The sequence below is a fragment of the Nitratireductor sp. XY-223 genome (genome assembly GCF_004959855.1).
Classification (GTDB): Bacteria; Pseudomonadota; Alphaproteobacteria; order Rhizobiales; family Rhizobiaceae; genus Hoeflea_A.
This window is the reverse complement of record NZ_SPNT01000005.1, coordinates 200,013-216,624: the sequence shown is the minus strand read 5'-3', so window position 1 is coordinate 216,624 and position 16,612 is coordinate 200,013. Positions and strand designations below refer to the sequence as shown.

Below are 16,612 nucleotides of genomic sequence, written 5' to 3'. Positions count from 1 at the left end.
GCGCTTCTATACGGCGTGGACCAGACTTATCTCAGAACTATACAGATCTGGCATGACGACCGAACTGCCGGCGGAATGATTTCTTCAGTCGCATTGGCCCTTGTGTCCGATTTGGACATGACTGGCGCAAATACGATGTCTTTCAGAAAATCCCTTGTCTTCAAACTGGCGCTGCCTGTGCCGGTGGTCATCTTGATCTGCCTTGTGATCGCGTGGGCCGTCATTCCGAACATCGTGGTCAACAATGCGCTGGATGCGGCGACACAGGCAGGTCTTCAGACCGCAAACCAGTTCAAGACCATCCGCGGCTACTACACGCAAAATGTCATCAGGAAGGCAAAGGCCACGGGCGGACTCAAACCGGCGATCGACCACGCCGACCAGCCGGACGCGATCCCGCTGCCGGCAACGCTGATCCATGATCTGAGTGCCCTGTTGGCTGCCGAGAACACCACGATGGCGCTCTACAGCGCCTATCCCTTCCCGAACCGGCAGGACCGGGTCATGGACGACTTCATGACAAGCGCCTGGGCGTTTCTCAATGAAAATCCCGATCAGGTGTTCAAACGGCAGGAGGTGCGCGACGGCAGCACGGTGATGCGTATCGCCATTGCCGACAAAATGGCCGTTCAGGGCTGCGTCGATTGCCACAACGCCCACCCTCAGACTCCAAAGAGCGACTGGCACGTCGGCGATGTCCGGGGCGTTCTGGAAATCAATTCGAACGTCGATCAGGCGATGACGGCCGCCGCCAACCTGAAGGACAACATCCTTATCGGCATATTTGTGGCCGGACTCGCGATCCTGGCGGTGGTGATCGCCGGTGCGCGGGCTATCTCCGGGCCGATCAATAAAATGACCGGCGCCATGGGAGACATTGCCAACGGCCGGCTGGACACCGACGTTCCGTGCCTCGAGCGCCAGGATGAACTTGGCCAGATGGCGAATGCGTTGGAAGTATTCAAGGAAAACACCGAGCGCAATGTGGAATTGGAGGCCGAGAAAGCCGAGCAGCGGCAGAGAAAGGAGACGGCGGACGCCGAGCAGAAACGGCAGGACGAAGCCGTTGCCGCGGAGCGTGAGCGAGTGGCCGACAGTTTCAGCCAGGCGATGACGGCGATTTCGCGAAAGGACTTCAGCTACCGGATTGCGGAGGAATTCCCGCCCGACTACCAAAAGCTGAAGGACGATTTCAACGAGACCTTCACGCTCCTTTCCGAAATCATCGACCGCATCAGCGACGCGTCGGCGCAGATTCTCTCAAGCTCCGGCGAGATAACCGTTGCCGCCGACAATCTCGCGGGACGCACTGAACAGCAGGCCGCGACGGTCGAGGAAACAGCCGCCGCGCTGGAGGAAATCACCTCCGCCATGAAATCCTCCAGTGAAAGGGCCTCCGAGGCAAGCGGCCTTGTGGCGACGGCAAAGGACAACGCGGAAAATTCCGGCACCGTTGTGCGCAAGGCCATCGACGCCATGAACAAGATAGAGGCATCCGCGGCCGAAATTACCAACATCATCGATGTGATCGACGATATTTCCTTCCAGACCAATCTTCTTGCGCTCAACGCGGGCGTGGAAGCCGCCCGCGCCGGCGAGGCCGGGCAGGGCTTCGCCGTGGTCGCCAGCGAGGTGCGCGAACTGGCGCAACGCTCGACGGCTGCCGCCGGTCAGATCAAAACCCTCATCGAGACGTCCGGGGAAAACGTCCGGGCCGGAGCGGCGCTGGTCAACGAGACCGGCGAGGCGCTTGAGACCATCGTTGCGGATGTCGGCCAGATCAACGAGCATGTTTCGGCAATTTCCGGAACGACCGGCGAGCAGTCGGTCGCGCTTCAGGAAATCGACAATTCCGTCAACAACATCGATCAGGGTACGCAGCAGACCGCTGCGATTGCCGAGGAGGCCTCTGCCGCGAGCCAGACCCTGAAGCAGGAAGTCGCCGGTATCGACGCCATGCTCAGGGAATTCAAGACCGGTGTCGCCGATAACGAAATCCCCCGGAACGATAATGATGGCAGACCGCCGCTCGCCGTCGGCGGTTAAAACGTGGTCGTCATGGAGGAAGCCGGTGTGCGCCGGTTCACCCGTCGCGCACCGGCTTCCTTGCCCTCGCCGATGGCATCAGAGGTTTAATGTCGGACGACCGGCGCCTCGTCGCCGACCGCGGTGTCCTGCTCGGTGCTGATCGTCTCTGTGGCGATGCCTTTTTTCGCGGCCTTCGGCGCGAAGAGCTCGATCTCCTGCGACACGCCCGCCAGCCGGTGCTTGCCTGTCGACACCCATGAATCGGGTTCGCTGGCCGCGATCTTTGCGGTGACCAGGGCGTGCGATTCCAGACCCTTCGTCAGCGTCTCGATGCGCGACACCTCGTTGACGGTCGGACCGATCACCGAAAAGGTCAGCCGCTCCTCGACGCCGATATTGCCGAACATCACCCTGCCGGTGTTGAGGCCGACACCGAAGCGGATGGCCACGCGGCCGTCCGCCTTGCGTTCCTCGTTGACGGTCTCGCGCATGGTGAACGCATCGCGCAGCGCTTGGGTCGCTGCCCTGGCGGCTGTCTGGAGCTCCTTGTCCGTTTCATACGGAAAGATCGCGAGCACCGCGTCGCCGATGAAATCGAGAACCTCACCGCCATGTTTGATGGCCGAGCCTGCCGTGCATTCGTAATAGGCATTGAGCAGGTCGAAATAGGCGTCGGGCGCCATCGTGTCGGCGAGCGCGGTGGAATCGCGCAGGTCCGACAGCCACACGACCGCCTGGGTTTCCTGACCGTCGCCGCGCTTGATGGCGCCGTCCAGCACCTGGCGCCCGGCCTTGCGGCCGAGATAGGTCTCGACGATATTGCCGGCAATGCGCGACTGGATCGCCGTCTTGCAGGCGACCGCCATGCGCCTCTGGATCTTCTGAAGCGCCGCGACGTCCTCTTCGGTAAAGCCGCCGGGCCTGTCTGATGCCCATGCGACGATCATGCCGAAGAGCTTCTGGTCGATTTCCTTTGCATCGCTGTCGAAGGCCGTCGTGATGGTCAGGTAGTCGGTCATTCCCTGTTGGATGAGGTCTTCGAGGATGGGGAAATCGACGAGCTTGTTGGGGCCTTCCAGCTTGCGGCGCAGAACGTCGATATCATGCTCGAACATGAAGTACATGGGGCTTTTCAGATAGTCCTCGGATCGCTCGGCCTGGTGCCTGAACTGATCGAGAACGGGCTCCTTGCCGCGCTCCCACAACACGGTTTCCGCCTGGAACAGCGGATGCAGCGTCGACCATGATATGCGGGCGCGCCCCAACGGAACGCCGGCCGCATACAGCCGCTGGCAGACCGCGCCGAACATGTCGACAATATCGGGTTCGCTCAGCGCCTGATCGATCAGCCATTCGCCGATGCCCTTAATAAGTGTACCTTCTGCCATTTTCGTCGCCCGGTCGTATGATTCTGTCTCGAGGCTATAAATTGTCGTCCGAACTTCAAAATACAAGGGAGCGGCGGAACTTGCTGACAGATCGTTGTCAGGAGTGGGCGACCTCCGCCCCGTTCGGATCGCCCGGCTCCGTCCGCCAGTCGAGCTCGGGAAACGCGATGACCCGCCTGCCGCGCAGGTCGTTTGAGCAGGCGAGGAAACCGTTTTCCTCCATGTAGCCGAGCAGCCAGCGCGCCCGCCCCGGCGAACGCGTGCCATAGGCGGTGGCGATGGCCTGGTTGGAAGGGCAGGGTTCCTTCTGCGCGGCGGCACGGGCGAGCAGCAGATAGGCGGCGCGCATGGTGTCCGGCAACTGCGCGGCGATTGCCGTGGCGCGCGCCCAGTCCTCGTTGTCCACCCCGCCGGCCGCGCCTCCGGCACGCGCCACGGCCAGGCGTTCCCGGAAACCCGGCAAGTCGGGCGGCGGGGAGATTTTCGCAATGCGGCAGCGTACCTGGAAATCCTGGTAGAGGATGGCGACCGCCTGATAGGCGGCATCAGGATCCGCCAGCATGTCGGCGAGGATCCCGGCAACCGCCGCGTCCCGCTCCTGCGGATCCATGCCGTCCTCGGCAATCGGGTCCCCGTCCGGGAGCGGCCGCGCCTCGGAAAGTTGCCGCAGCACACCGGTGGCCTCGATTGGCCGCGGCGCCGCGCGCTCAACGAGCGGCGACGCATCGCCGGCGGCGAAGAGCAGTTCTTCGGCCGCCCCGCCGGTGGGCTGTTCGGGCAGCGGCATGAGTTTCGGGCTCGATCCCATGCCCCTTGTCCGCACTGGACCGATCGCCACCTGTAGCGGCCGGCGGCTGAGCGCCGGACCAAGCGCCACGAACTGGCCGCGGTCGAGATTGCGGAACGTCTCGGCCTGGCGGCGCTCCATGCCGAGAAGGTCCGAGGCGCGTGCCATGTCGATATCGAGGAACGTGCGGCCCATCAGGAAATTCGATGCTTCCGCGGCGACGTTCTTGGCGAGCTTGGCGAGGCGCTGCGTGGCGATGATGCCGGCCAGTCCGCGCTTGCGACCGCGGCACATCAGGTTGGTCATGGCGCCGAGCGACACCCGCCGCGCCTCCTCCGAGAACTCACCGGACGCCGTCGGCGCGAAGAGCTGCGCTTCGTCGACCACCACCAGCATCGGATACCAGATGTCGCGCGCCACCTCGAAAAGACCGTTGAGGAAAGCGCCTGCGGCCCTCATCTGGCCGTCCGAATCGAGACCTTCGAGGTTGAAGACCACGGAAACACGGTGTTCCCGGACGCGCGCGGCGATCGTCTGAAGGTCGCGCTCGCTGCTGCCGGCATCGACGACCACGTGGCCGAATTCTTCGGCAAGCGATACGAAATCGCCTTCCGGATCGATCACCGCCTGCTGGACCCATTGGGCGCTCTGCTCGAGGATCCGGCGCAGCAGATGCGATTTCCCCGAGCCGGAATTGCCCTGAACCAGCAGCCGGGTCGCAAGCAGTTCCTCCAGATCCATCGCGGCGGGCATGCCGGACGTTTGGGTGCCGAGTTCGATCTGAACGGTCATGCGGCTGTCTGGTCGCTCGGGTACGGGTTCAATGGGGTATCGCGGGGACGGGAATCCGTCCCGCCCGGATTAGCAGAGCCGGCGCGCCCGGTGCAACACGGGTGCAGGCGATAGCTGTGAGTCAGTCCTCGATTTCAGGCGGATCGTCGCCCAGCAGGTAACGCGGGCCGGAACCGTGGCGGCGTGCGCGGTCCTCGGGATTGTACAGCTTGCACTTCTTCAGGGACAGGCAGCCGCAGCCGATGCAGCCGTCCAGGTCGTCGCGCAGCCGCGTCAGCGTTTCGATGCGCGCGTCGAGCTCGCGCCGGAAGCCACGGCTGATCTTCGACCAGTCAGCCTTGTTCGGCGTGCGTTCGAGCGGCAGGGACTGAAGTTGCTCGCGGATCTGCTCGATGGTGAAGCCGAAGCGCTGCGCGATCTGTACGAAGGAAAGGCGCCGGATGTCCGAGCGCAGGAAGCGCCTCTGACCGCCCGCATTGCGCTCCGAGGTGATCAGGCCCTCCGCCTCATAGAAACGGATCGCTGACACCGCCAGCCCGGTCCGCCGAGCCAATTCGCCGATGGGCAGCCTGTCTCGAGCCTTCATTCGCGTCTCCGAAAATAGTCTGAAAAAAACTCTTGACCTAAAGTTAACTTGAGGAATTAGAATGTCAACATCAGCGTTATAAATGACAAGAATAGGAGACAGAAAAATGAAAAGCGCAATGTTGGAACATGTGAATTTCACCGTCCGCGACCCGATCAAGACGGCGAACCGCATGTGCGACCTTTTCGGTTGGCACATTCGCTGGCAGGGCCCGGCGATCGACGGCGGAATGAGCGTTCATGTCGGCTCGAACGACAGCTACCTGGCGCTCTACACGCCTGGCAAGAGCGTCGATGCGAAATCGAGCAGCTACCGGACGATCGGGGGTCTCAACCACGTGGGGATTGTCGTTGACGATCTGGAGGCCGTTGAAAAGAAGGTCGTCGCGGCGGGCCTGGAACCGCATTCCCATGCCGATTACGAGCCCGGACGCCGGTTCTATTTTCACGACGAGGACCGCATCGAATTCGAGGTGGTCAGCTATGCGAAAGTCCCGGCTTGAGGCCGGGTGATGAACGAGGACAAAAGAGATGACGAACTATCTGGAAAACATCCGCACGCCGACGATACGAAGCCGCATTGCCGGCTGGAGTATCGCCTGGTCGCGCGTGGCGAACCTGCTGGAACGCGTCCGCAACCGCCGTGACGTGCGCACCATGCACAATCTCAGCGACCATCTTCTGGACGATATCGGGCTGACGCGGAGCGATCTGAATTTTGCGCTGCGCGGCGGCCCCCTGGACGATCCGTCGGCGGACCTGACGCGTGCAGCATTGCGTCATCGTTCGCGCAGTCGCTCAGAGATTCGGTAACTGAGTTTGGGGCACTCCGCACCCTGCAACACATCGCGAGTGTCTCCCCGGCAGGCAACACCCTGCGCCTGTCTGCTTCCGGCGGCCACCGTCACGGCCGCCGGATTTTGTCTGTGAACCGTTTGGAGCCCGAAAGCTAGACCCGCCGTCCCGTCGATGCGTCGAACAGGTGCAATGCCCTGGCCGGCAGATGCGCGAAAACCGTTTCGCCGTTGATCTGGTGCTCGTTGTCGAGATGGGCGATGAAAGGCGTGTTGCCGATGGTGGTGTGCAGCAACCGGCCGGCACCCAGCTCCTCGAGGAAATCCACCTTGATCGGGATCGTGTGCGGCTCCTCGGCCTGGTGGATCTCGACATTTTCCGGCCGTATGCCGACCTGTATATCGCCGGTCACCTCCAGCGTGTGGTCGACCGCCACGTGACCGAGGTCCTTGATCTCCAGGCCGCCATTGCCGTTGTAATGGCCGTCGAGAATATTCATCGGCGGCGCGCCCATGAAGCTGGCGACAAAGATACTGGCCGGGGTGTGATAGATTTGCGCCGGCGTGCCGATCTGTTCGATCTTGCCGGTGTTGAGCACGGCGATGCGGTCGGCCATCGTCATCGCCTCGATCTGGTCGTGCGTGACATAGATGGAGGTAACGCCCAGTTCACGCTGCAGCTTGCGGATTTCGATGCGCATCTGGTTGCGCAGCTTGGCATCGAGGTTGGACAGCGGCTCGTCGAACAAAAAAAGCGCCGGATCGCGCACGATCGCGCGGCCCATGGCAACGCGCTGGCGCTGTCCGCCGGAGAGCTGGCTGGGTTTGCGGGCAAGAAACTCCTCGATATGCAGAAGCTTCGCGGCCTTCTGCACGGCCGCATCGATGTCGGCCTTGGGCATGCCGCGGTTCTTCAGCCCGTAGGCCATGTTCTTGTAGACCGACATATGCGGATAGAGCGCATAGTTCTGGAACACCATGGCGATGTCCCGCTCGGCCGGATCGAGCGCGTTGACGACACGCTCCCCGATCGAGATCGTCCCCTCGGTAATGTCCTCAAGGCCGGCGATCATCCGCAGCAGCGTCGACTTTCCGCAGCCGGAAGGGCCGACGAGGACAATGAACTCGCCGTCCTCGATACTGAGGCTCGAAGGCGACAGTGCCTCCGTCCCGTTGGGGTACACCTTGCGGACATTGTCGATGACAACCTTGGCCATTCAATTCACCTATTTGTCGGACTCAACCAGGCCCTTGACGAACCATGACTGGAAAATCACCACCACCAGCACCGGCGGCACCATGGCGACGATCGCCAGCGCCATCGCCTGGCCGTATTCGGGAATCTGCGCGCCGATGAAGACGTTCAGGATCTGCTTGATGCCGCGCACCAGCGTGAAGAAACTCTCATCCGTCGTCATGATCGTCGGCCACAGATACTGGTTCCAGCCGAAGACGAACATGATGATGAAGATCGCCGCGATCATCGTTTTCGACAGCGGCACGAGGATATCGATGAAGAACTTGACCGGACCGGCACCGTCGATGCGTGCCGCCTCGATCAGTTCGTTGGGAACCGATTTGAAGAACTGCCGGAAGAAGAACGTTCCGGTTGCCGAGGCGATCAGCGGCACGATCAGGCCGGTATAGGTGTTGACCAGGCCCATGCCCTGGACGATCTCGTAGGATGGCAGGATGCGCACTTCCAGGGGCAGCAGCAGCGTGGTGAAGATGGCCCAGAAGGCAAGCGTCGCGAAGCGGAACTGGAAATAGACGATCGCATAGGCCGCCAGCATCGAGATGATGATCTTGCCGACCGAAAAGCCGATGCCGAGGATGAACGAGTTCATCAGCATGCGCATGCCGTCCACCGTCTTGGTGAAGCCGCCGGGCACCAGCATCGCCTCGTAGTAGTTTTCAGCCAGATGGCCGCCGAATGTCATCTGCAGGCCGTTGGTGTGCACCGTGACGTCCGTGTGGCTGGACGTGAAAAATGCCATCAGGACCGGGACCAGCATGAACAGGGACCCGGCAATCAGAACGACGTGATCGATGATTTGCCGCAACGCAAACGGCTTCTTGCGCGCGGCCGCGGCGGACGCGGTAGCGATAGTGGTGCTTGTCGGGGCCTGCAGATCGGACGAGCTCATGACCGGGTCCTCAATTGTAGTGAACGCGTCGTTCGATCAGGCGGAACTGGAACACCGTCAGGATCAGCACAAGGATCATCAGTATCACCGACTGGGCCGAGGAGCCGCCGAGATCATTGCCCCTGAAACCGTCCAGGAACACCTTGTAGACGAGTGTGACGGGGTTGTTGCCCGGTTCGCCCTTCAACACGACGTCGATAATGCCGAACGTGTCGAACAGCGAATAGGTGATGTTGATGATGAGAAGAAAAAATCCTGTCGGCGCAAGCAGCGGGAAAGTGATGGTCCAGAAGCGCCGTGTCGACGAGGCGCAGTCGATGGCGGCAGCCTCCTGGACCGATTTCGGTATGCCCTGAAGGCCGGACAGGAAAAAGATGAAGTTGACGGGCACCTGCTTCCAGATCGAGATGACGATCATGGCGAAAGCCGTGTCGAAACGGTTGGTTCCGAGCTGGTAGTTCCAGCCGAGCGCCTGGAAGAAGCCTGCAATCGGACCGACCAGCGTGTCGAACATCATGATGCCGATCAGCGCGGCGACGGGCGGCGCGATCGCATAGACCCACATAAGAAGGGTCTTGTATGTCGACGCACCGCGCAGAACGCGGTCTGCCGTAACGGCAAGGAGCAGCGCGATGGCCAGCGAGAAGAAGGTAACGATCACCGAGAAGATGATGGTGAATTCGGCCGTTGCGACATAATCGGATCGCGAGACCATGTCGCGGAAATTGTCGAGACCGACGAAAGTGGAGGAAAAGCCGAACGGATCTTCAAGATAGAACGAGGACCGGATGGCTTCGGCCGCCGGCCAGTAGAAGAAGATGACGACGATCGACAGCTGTGGGAGCAGGAGCAGATAGGGAAACAGCGGTGATTTGAACTGCGATTTGATCATGCGTAGGCCCGCCCCCTGGTGGATCCGGGGCGCGCCAGATGCGCGCCCCGGATCACTGTATCAGTTACCCATCGATTTTGAGAAGCGCTCAAGGAGCTTGTTCGACTCAATTTCGATTGTTGTGAACGCTTCGTCGACGTTTTTCTCACCCGACAGGATTTTGCCGTACTCGCGGTTCATCACGTCACGGATCTGGACGTAGAAGCCGAGACGGTAGCCCCTGGTCCAATCGCCCGCGCGCTCGGTCAGCTGCTTGATGCCGACCTCAGCCTGCGGCGTGTCCTTGTAGTAGCCTTCCTTCTTGGCCAGTTCGTAAGCCGCCGTGGTGATCGGCACATAACCGGTTTCCCTGTGCCAGAAATACTGGATTTCCGGAGACGTCAGGAAGCGGAAGAACTCGGCGACCGCCTTGTTCTCGTCGGCGGGTTTGCCGGACATCGCGAACAGCGCCGCGCCGCCGATAAACGTCTGATAGGGTTCCTTGGTCAGCGACTCCCAATAGGGAAGATAGGTCGCGTCGAAGGGGAAGGTGGCAGCCTTCTTGACGCCGCCGAAGGAGCCCGAAGAGCCGAGCCACATGGCGACCTGGCCTTCATTGAACGGTTTCTGGTTGTCGGCCCATCCGGTGCCGTACCATGCGAACATTCCGTTATCGAGCCACTCTTTGACGGCGGTGAAATGACCCTTGATCGGATCCTCGTTCATCATCATGATCGGCGTGCCGGAATCGTAGCCGTTGTCCAGCGAGGCGAATTCGAGATTGTGCCGGGAGTAGAAATTCTCGGTGAAGATCCACGGCAGGTGCGACTGCGAGAGCGGCACGTAGCCGGCATCTTTCAGCTTCGGCGCCGTGACCGACTGGAACTCCTCCCAGGTCTTCGGCGGCGTCACGCCGGCCTTCTTCAGGGCGTCTTCATTGTAATACATGATCGGCGTTGAGGAGTTGAACGGCATGCCGATCATCTCGCCCGCCTTGTCGGCGTAGAAATAGCGGACGCCCGAGATATAGTCGTTGATGTCGAACGGGACGCCGTTTTCGCTCATCAGCTGCTGGGCCGGAATGACGGCGCCCTTTGCACCGATGATCGTGGCGGCGCCGGCGTCGAAGATCTGAATGACGTTCGGCTGTTCACCGGCGCGGAATGCCGCGATGCCGGCCGTCATTGTCTCTTCGTAGGTACCCTTGTAGATCGGCGTGATCTTGTAATCCGACTGCGACGCATTGAACTTCTCGGCAATCTCATTCACGGTTTCGCCCAGCTGGCCGCCCATTGCGTGCCACCAGGTGATTTCCGTTTGAGCCATGGCCGGTACGGACATTGCGACGGACATGGTCGTTGCCATGGCGCCGACTAAAATATTGCGAATTGACATGATTCCACCCTTTGGATGTTGATTTGATTGGCCCCTAACGACTGCGCGCACAGCAGGCCGCAGACGTCGGAACCTACGCTACGGCGGGTTACACCCACATGTCAAAATAATGAAGAATATGTGACAGGATTTTTTGTAAAAACGAAAATGGTTTTCCGCGCGCAGGGGCGTTAAACAGTACCGCGGCTAACGACATATCCATTGGTATCAAGGCGCTACATTGGGCAACTTCCTGACAACGAGAAAACGGACTGTTCGAAAGGTGGTCGATCACCTGGTCCTGATTGCCGGTTGCGTGTTCATGCTGCTGCCGGTGATCGCGGTGCTATTGACGTCAACGCACCAGAATTCGGCGATTTCCAGCGACGGTCTGCACCTGAGCTGGGGCCCCGAGTTCGCCTCGGTCTATGGTCGGGTTCTGACCGAGAAGGCGGGCTTCAGCCAGACGATCACGGCGGGCGGCATGGCGCTCAACTCGACGGTGATGGCGCTCGGATTCTCGCTCGGCAAATGCCTTTTGTCGGTGCTGTCGGCCTATGCGCTGGTCTATTTTCGTTTGCGTTTCGCTTCTTTTCTGTTCTGGCTCATATTCGCCAGCCTGCTGTTGCCGATCGAGACCCGGATCCTGCCCAGTTTTCAGGTCGTTCACACGCTCGGTCTGCTGAACTCGTACACCGGCCTGGTGTTGCCGCTGCTGGCGGCCGCGATGGGGACGTTCTTTTTCCGCCAGTTCTTCAAGTCGGTGCCGGACGAGCTGGTCGAGGCGGCGCGCATCGACGGTGCCGGTCCGCTGCGGTTTCTCGTCGACATTCTTCTGCCCGTCTCCGTGCCGATGGTTCTGGCGCTCTTTGCCGTCACCTTTGTCCTCGGCTGGAACCAGTATCTCTGGCCGCTGATGGTTTCGACGACCGGGGAGGGCTATTTCACCTTGGTGCGCGGCATCGAACGCTTCGGCACGGCGACGAACTACGGCATGGCCCTGGCGGTGCTGGCCATGCTGCCACCGGCACTCGTGGTCCTGCTCCTGCAGAAATGGCTGGTCAAGGGACTGGTCGGCGAGCACAAGTAGTGCGGGCCCGCATCACGACGCATCGCCTTCCGGATGCAGGCGGTTGTAGCGGATGGATTCGATCAGCGCGAGGCCGATCAGCGCCACCCCGATGAATCCCGTGATCAGCTCGGGTATGTGCACCATCGACTGGGTGAACATGATCACCGACAAGAGGAAGATCGAGTAGAATGCGCCGTGTTCGAGATAGCGGAACTGGGCGAGCGTGTTCTTTTCCACCAGCATGATCGTCATGGTGCGCACATACATGGCGCCGATACCGAGCCCGATGGCGATCAGGAAGAGGTTCTTTGTGAAGGCGAAGGCGCCGATCACCCCGTCGAAGGAAAAGCTTGCGTCCAACACTTCAAGATACATGAACGCGCCGAACCCGCCGGCGCGGGCGAGATCCCGCGCCTCTTCGGCCCTGTCCAGCAGGTTGCCCAGCAGTTCCACCAGGAGATAGGTCAAGAGGCCGAGCATCGCCGACATGAGGAAAGTGGCCAGCAGCGACGACTTCAGGAACCAGGCGAAGCCGATGATGACCGCCAGCACGAAGGCGATTTCGAGGCCGCGGATCGAGGCCCACTGCCGCAGCCGCTTCTCCAGCATCTTGAACCAGTCGACTTCCTTTTCCTCGTTGATGAAATAGCTGAGCGCCACCATCATGAGGAACGTGCCGCCGAACGCCGCGATGGAAATATGCGATTCGGAAATTATGCGGGAATATTCATCCGGCTGCAGCACCGCCAGTTTGACGGCGGCGATCGGGCCGAGCTTTGCGGCAATGGCGACAATCAGCACGGGAAAGACGATGCGCATGCCGAACACGGCGATCAGTATGCCCCAGGTCAGAAACCGCTGCTGCCATTTCGGCGTCATGTATTTGAGCTTGTTCGCATTAACGATCGCGTTGTCGAACGAAAGCGAGATTTCCATGATCGCCAGCACCGCCCCGATGATGAAGAAGGACGTGGCGCCGGCCAGCGTTCCGAAACTGTTCCAGCCGATCCAGAACACGGCGATCAGCCCGGCGATTGTCACCAGCAACGGCCAGAAGAAATAGGTGCGGATCAGCTTCAATACGCAGACTCCTGTCTGATTGGTATTGCGAATCGGCGGCGGAGCAGGGGCCCCGCCGTCAATTGCCCGGCGTCACATAGCCGACATAGGAAAAGAACGGTTTTGCACCCGCCGCCGACAGCCAGTCCGGAAGCCACAGGACGAAGCCCGGAAGCAGGAAGATCAGCACGAGGCCGATGAGCTGGATCACCATGAACTGCATCATGCCGAAATAGATGTCTTTCAGGTCCCATTGCGGCACCACGCCCTTGAGGAAATAGGCCGATAGCGCAACCGGCGGCGACAGCCACGCGGTCTGCAGATTGACCGCCACCAGAATGGCGAACCACAGCAGGTTGACGCCCATCTGCTCCAGCAAAGGCACCAGGATGGGCACGATGATGAGAACGATCGGCACCCACTCCAGCGGCCAGCCGAGCAGGAACACCAGCGCCATCACGAAGATCAGCATGATCGCCACCGAAAACTCCATCGACAGCAGCAGCTCGGTGAGCATCTTCGGCGTGCCGAGATTGGAGAACACGGCGCCGAAAAAGTTCGATGCGGCCACGAGGAACATGATCAGGACCGTGATTTCCAGGGTCTTTATCAGCGCGTCGTAGAACCGCTCGACGGTGAGTTTGCGATAGGCCAGCGACAGCACGACGGCGCCGAGCGCGCCGCAGGCGGATGCTTCCGCCGGGGTCGCCCAGCCGGCCAGAATGGATCCGAGCGCGAAGGCGATCAGGATCGTCGGCGGCACCAGCCCCATGAAGAACTCGTACCAAAGGTCGGAAAAGTAGAAGCCGCCCGGCCGGTGTGTCCGCGTCCAGCGGTAAACCCCGAACATCACGCCGATCCAGACCAGCGGGATGACGAGGCCGGCCAGCGGGAATACCGCCAGGTTGCCCGATGCGCCGGCCACGATCAGCCAACCCAGGACAAAAATGGATGCGACCACGGCGGTAACTTCGATCAGGTAGTAGGGCGAGGTTTCCGGCTGCTCGTCCGCCGGCAGGATGGGTCCGAGGGACGGGTTGATCCAGCAGCGCCCGAGCGAATAGAGCATGTAGAGCACCGCAAGCAGCAGACCCGGAACGATCGCCGCCCGGAAGAGATCGGTGACCGGAATCTCCAGCACGGGTCCCATGACGATCAGCATGATCGACGGCGGAATGAGGATGCCGAGCGTGCCGCCGGCGGTGATCGTTCCGGCGGCAAGCCTGACATCATAGCCCGATTTGTTCATGGTGCGCGCCGCCATGATGCCGAGGATGGTCACCGACGCGCCGACGATGCCGGTCGCCGCGGCGAAGATGGTGGAGACGAACAAAACTGCGATGAACAGCGCGCCGCGGGTGCGCGACATCATCAACTGCACCGCCTTGAACAGCCGCTCCATCAACCCCGCCTGTTCCATCAGTATGCCCATGAAGATGAACAACGGCACGGCGACCAGCTGGTCGTCCAGCATGGTCGAATTCACCTGCAGCGTCATCAGGAAGAAGGTGACGGCGCTGCCGGAGCCCCATGCGCCGAAGGTGAAGGCCAGGAAGATCAGCGTGAACGATATGGGAAAGCCCACGAAGATGGAGAACAGCATGGCCGCCAGCATCAGCAAGCCGATGGTCGATTTTTGCAGCGCGAAGGCGCCGCCGCCCGCGAACGCCTCCCACCAGTCATCGAAAGGCACGACCTTCGGGAAGAACGTGGCCGCGAATACCAGTGCCAGGATGATGAGGTAGAAGGGCAGGATGCGCACGAACAGGCGTTCGCGCTCCTTGCCCATCTGATCGAAGGCCCGGAACAGTTCCGCGATGCCCTGCAGGATCAAAAGGACGGCGCCGATCGGCATGGCGAGGCGCGCCGGCCACAATATGGGCGCCCAGGTCGTGTCCATGGCCCGCTCGTTCTTCTCGAAGGCGTCGAGCCAGAAATCGGCCGCGGTCCAGAAGAAGAACAGCATCGCCGGAAAATAGAAGGCAAGGTAGAGCGTCGCGTCGACGGTCGCCTGTGTCTTGGGCGACCAGCTGCGGAACAGGAAATCGGCGCGGATATGCACGCCGCGCAGCAGCGCATAGCCCGCGGCCAGCATGAACAGGACACCGCCCAGCATGCGCGACAGATCGTAGGACCACAGCGTCGGCCCGAGACCGAGGCGGATGGCGAGGTCGTTCATGCCCCAGTCCGTCAGGGTTCCGAACAGGGTGCGCGACACCACCTCGAACACCATGACGAATATCAGCGGGATCAGCAGCAGGCATGTCAGCCGCCCGGCCCACAGGTTGGTTATGTCGATGAATGCGGTGATGGGACGCTGCCAGGACGTCATTGTATCCGGCGTCTGCCCCGGCATTGCGGCCCGCCGTTCGGCAATCAGCTCATCGGCCGTTTCGAGCCCTTCCGGGTTGACGTCCTCAGCCATTTCGGCTCTCCCCCTGCATTCCATTCCCGCCTCAAGCGCGTTCCGCGGCCGCGCGTTGAAGGATTTCGGCGGGCCCGACCGGGCCCGCCGACTGTTTCGGGCCAGCCGTTATTTCAGACTGTCGGCAAAGGCCTTGCCGAGCGCCGCATTGGAGGCCTGCGAGCCGGCCCAGAACGGCACCGCGATCTCGGCAAAGTCCTTCTGGCTCTGCCACACCTCTGCGAAGAACTCGTTTTCAGCCGCGTTCTTCTCCAGTGTCGCACGCGCGGCGTTCATATATTCCGGGAAGTAGTCGGCCGGCGTATCGTGAAGCTGCACGCCATGGTTCTCGGTAAGGTCTTTCAGCGCTTTGCCGTTTTCCAGGATCCGGTAGCTCATCGCCTTCGAAAGGGACGCGTTGGCGGCCACCTCCAGCGCCTTCTTCTGGTGATCAGTCAGCGAATCGTAGACGTCGCCGTTGATGTAGAGGTCGGCGTTCACCACCACCTGGTGCAGGCCTTGCAGGTAGTAGTGCTTCAGGACCTTCTGGAACCCGAAGACGGAATCCGGTTTCGGGCAGCACCATTCGGCCGCGTCGATCGTGCCTTTTTCAAGCGCCGGCAGGATGTCGCCGCCGCCCATGGCGACGGAGGCCACGCCAATGTCCTTGTAGGTCTGACCCGGAATGCCGGGCGGCGTGCGGAAGCGGTATTTGCGGAAGTCGTCCATCGAGGTGATCGGTTCCTTGAACCAGCCAAGGGCCTCGGGGCCGACGGGCTGCAGCATGAAGCCCTTCACGTTGACGCCCATCTCGTCCCACAGCCGGTCGTAGAGTTCCTTGCCGCCGCCGTACTGGAACCAGGACAGGAAGGCGATGTTGTCGATGCCGACACCGGCGCCGGCGACGGGAGATCCGAACAGCATGGCGGCCGGATGCTTGCCGGACCAGTAGTGGGTCCATGCGAAGCCGCCCTCGACCAGTCCCTTGTCGACCGCATCGAGGGTTTCGCGCACGCCGACGACGGCGCCGGCCGGCAGGATCTCGATGGTCACCGGATCGTTGGCCGTCAGGGCCGCCACGTCGTCGGCGAATTCCTGCAGCATCTTCACTTCGTCCGCCTTGGCCGAAATCACCGATTGCACGCGTATGGTTACGGGGTCGGCCAAGGCCGTGCCCGCCAGCATGGAAAGAGCCAGCGCCGAGGCACCGATTCCCGTAGAGAGTTTGTTCAACAAAGACATGATTATCCTCCCATTCCTTGTTTTATGGCCTTCTCTGCTTTCATTCCAACCACCCGCCACTGAAGGCAG

Annotated in this window: 14 protein-coding genes; 4 read left to right on the top strand and 10 right to left on the bottom strand. The window is 61.3% G+C overall.

The genetic code is table 11. The features are described 5' to 3' along the window. Positions 1 to 135 precede the first annotated feature (135 nt). The gene (locus tag E4M07_RS18330) at positions 136 to 2,046 is read left to right on the top strand and encodes a methyl-accepting chemotaxis protein (RefSeq protein ID WP_169054278.1); all 1,911 of its coding nucleotides are present in this window, start codon (positions 136 to 138) and stop codon (positions 2,044 to 2,046) included. 86 nt (positions 2,047 to 2,132) lie between these two features. Here the strand turns inward: E4M07_RS18330 and E4M07_RS18325 are convergent, their stop codons facing one another. The 3 genes from E4M07_RS18325 to soxR all read right to left on the bottom strand — a co-directional run bounded on the left by E4M07_RS18325 (position 2,133) and on the right by soxR (position 5,581). Beyond that, on the bottom strand, positions 2,133 to 3,416 hold the full coding sequence (locus E4M07_RS18325; RefSeq protein ID WP_136659832.1) for an adenylate/guanylate cyclase domain-containing protein: 1,284 nt from the start codon (positions 3,414 to 3,416) through the stop codon (positions 2,133 to 2,135). Between the two features lie 97 nt (positions 3,417 to 3,513). Continuing rightward, positions 3,514 to 4,995, bottom strand: a complete 1,482-nt coding sequence (locus E4M07_RS18320; RefSeq protein WP_136659831.1) for an ATP-binding protein — start codon at positions 4,993 to 4,995, stop codon at positions 3,514 to 3,516. 121 nt (positions 4,996 to 5,116) lie between these two features. Next, positions 5,117 to 5,581, bottom strand: a complete 465-nt coding sequence (gene soxR / locus E4M07_RS18315; RefSeq protein WP_136659830.1) for a redox-sensitive transcriptional activator SoxR — start codon at positions 5,579 to 5,581, stop codon at positions 5,117 to 5,119. Positions 5,582 to 5,687: 106 nt separating this feature from the next. Here soxR and E4M07_RS18310 point away from each other — a divergent pair, with 106 nt between their 5' ends. Continuing rightward, on the top strand, positions 5,688 to 6,083 hold the full coding sequence (locus E4M07_RS18310; RefSeq protein ID WP_136659829.1) for a VOC family protein: 396 nt from the start codon (positions 5,688 to 5,690) through the stop codon (positions 6,081 to 6,083). Between the two features lie 28 nt (positions 6,084 to 6,111). Further along, on the top strand, positions 6,112 to 6,393 hold the full coding sequence (locus E4M07_RS18305) for a DUF1127 domain-containing protein (RefSeq protein ID WP_136659828.1): 282 nt from the start codon (positions 6,112 to 6,114) through the stop codon (positions 6,391 to 6,393). Between the two features lie 136 nt (positions 6,394 to 6,529). Here E4M07_RS18305 and ugpC read toward each other — a convergent pair whose 3' ends face one another. The 4 genes from ugpC to E4M07_RS18285 form a co-directional block, all read right to left on the bottom strand. Next, the gene (gene ugpC / locus E4M07_RS18300; RefSeq protein WP_136659827.1) at positions 6,530 to 7,591 is read right to left on the bottom strand and encodes a sn-glycerol-3-phosphate ABC transporter ATP-binding protein UgpC; all 1,062 of its coding nucleotides are present in this window, start codon (positions 7,589 to 7,591) and stop codon (positions 6,530 to 6,532) included. A 9-nt stretch (positions 7,592 to 7,600) separates the two neighbouring features. Next, positions 7,601 to 8,389, bottom strand: coding sequence for an ABC transporter permease subunit (locus E4M07_RS18295; RefSeq protein WP_246660514.1), 789 nt, complete (start codon positions 8,387 to 8,389; stop codon positions 7,601 to 7,603). 142 nt (positions 8,390 to 8,531) lie between these two features. Beyond that, positions 8,532 to 9,413, bottom strand: coding sequence for an ABC transporter permease subunit (locus tag E4M07_RS18290; RefSeq protein ID WP_136659825.1), 882 nt, complete (start codon positions 9,411 to 9,413; stop codon positions 8,532 to 8,534). 60 nt (positions 9,414 to 9,473) lie between these two features. Then, a complete protein-coding gene (locus E4M07_RS18285) occupies positions 9,474 to 10,787 on the bottom strand; it encodes an extracellular solute-binding protein (protein WP_136659824.1) in 1,314 nt (437 codons plus the stop codon). Positions 10,788 to 11,088: 301 nt separating this feature from the next. Between E4M07_RS18285 and E4M07_RS18280 the strand changes: the two genes are divergently transcribed. Further along, the gene (locus tag E4M07_RS18280; RefSeq protein ID WP_136660002.1) at positions 11,089 to 11,856 is read left to right on the top strand and encodes an ABC transporter permease subunit; all 768 of its coding nucleotides are present in this window, start codon (positions 11,089 to 11,091) and stop codon (positions 11,854 to 11,856) included. Positions 11,857 to 11,868: 12 nt separating this feature from the next. Here the strand turns inward: E4M07_RS18280 and E4M07_RS18275 are convergent, their stop codons facing one another. The 3 genes from E4M07_RS18275 to E4M07_RS18265 form a co-directional block, all read right to left on the bottom strand. After that, entirely contained in the window at positions 11,869 to 12,918 is a 1,050-nt protein-coding gene (locus E4M07_RS18275; protein WP_136659823.1) for a DUF475 domain-containing protein, read from the bottom strand. Positions 12,919 to 12,976: 58 nt separating this feature from the next. Next, positions 12,977 to 15,322: a TRAP transporter large permease subunit gene (locus E4M07_RS18270; RefSeq protein ID WP_136659822.1), complete on the bottom strand. Its 2,346-nt coding sequence runs from the start codon at positions 15,320 to 15,322 to the stop codon at positions 12,977 to 12,979. A 108-nt stretch (positions 15,323 to 15,430) separates the two neighbouring features. Then, positions 15,431 to 16,543 carry a TRAP transporter substrate-binding protein gene (locus E4M07_RS18265; RefSeq protein WP_136659821.1) on the bottom strand — a complete coding sequence of 371 codons (1,113 nt, stop codon included), beginning with the start codon at positions 16,541 to 16,543 and terminating at the stop codon, positions 15,431 to 15,433. Positions 16,544 to 16,612 lie beyond the last annotated feature (69 nt).

What these genes read in the sequence shown, in the direction of transcription:
- E4M07_RS18330 (WP_169054278.1), top strand. Translation starts at nt 136, where the DNA reads ATGTCTTTCAGAAAATCCCTTGTCTTCAAACTGGCGCTGCCTGTGCCG.
- E4M07_RS18325 (WP_136659832.1), bottom strand. Translation starts at nt 3,416, where the DNA reads ATGGCAGAAGGTACACTTATTAAGGGCATCGGCGAATGGCTGATCGAT.
- E4M07_RS18320 (WP_136659831.1), bottom strand. Translation starts at nt 4,995, where the DNA reads ATGACCGTTCAGATCGAACTCGGCACCCAAACGTCCGGCATGCCCGCC.
- soxR (WP_136659830.1), bottom strand. Translation starts at nt 5,581, where the DNA reads ATGAAGGCTCGAGACAGGCTGCCCATCGGCGAATTGGCTCGGCGGACC.
- E4M07_RS18310 (WP_136659829.1), top strand. Translation starts at nt 5,688, where the DNA reads ATGAAAAGCGCAATGTTGGAACATGTGAATTTCACCGTCCGCGACCCG.
- E4M07_RS18305 (WP_136659828.1), top strand. Translation starts at nt 6,112, where the DNA reads ATGACGAACTATCTGGAAAACATCCGCACGCCGACGATACGAAGCCGC.
- ugpC (WP_136659827.1), bottom strand. Translation starts at nt 7,591, where the DNA reads ATGGCCAAGGTTGTCATCGACAATGTCCGCAAGGTGTACCCCAACGGG.
- E4M07_RS18295 (WP_246660514.1), bottom strand. Translation starts at nt 8,389, where the DNA reads ATGCTGGTCCCGGTCCTGATGGCATTTTTCACGTCCAGCCACACGGAC.
- E4M07_RS18290 (WP_136659825.1), bottom strand. Translation starts at nt 9,413, where the DNA reads ATGATCAAATCGCAGTTCAAATCACCGCTGTTTCCCTATCTGCTCCTG.
- E4M07_RS18285 (WP_136659824.1), bottom strand. Translation starts at nt 10,787, where the DNA reads ATGTCAATTCGCAATATTTTAGTCGGCGCCATGGCAACGACCATGTCC.
- E4M07_RS18280 (WP_136660002.1), top strand. Translation starts at nt 11,089, where the DNA reads ATGCTGCTGCCGGTGATCGCGGTGCTATTGACGTCAACGCACCAGAAT.
- E4M07_RS18270 (WP_136659822.1), bottom strand. Translation starts at nt 15,322, where the DNA reads ATGGCTGAGGACGTCAACCCGGAAGGGCTCGAAACGGCCGATGAGCTG.
- E4M07_RS18265 (WP_136659821.1), bottom strand. Translation starts at nt 16,543, where the DNA reads ATGTCTTTGTTGAACAAACTCTCTACGGGAATCGGTGCCTCGGCGCTG.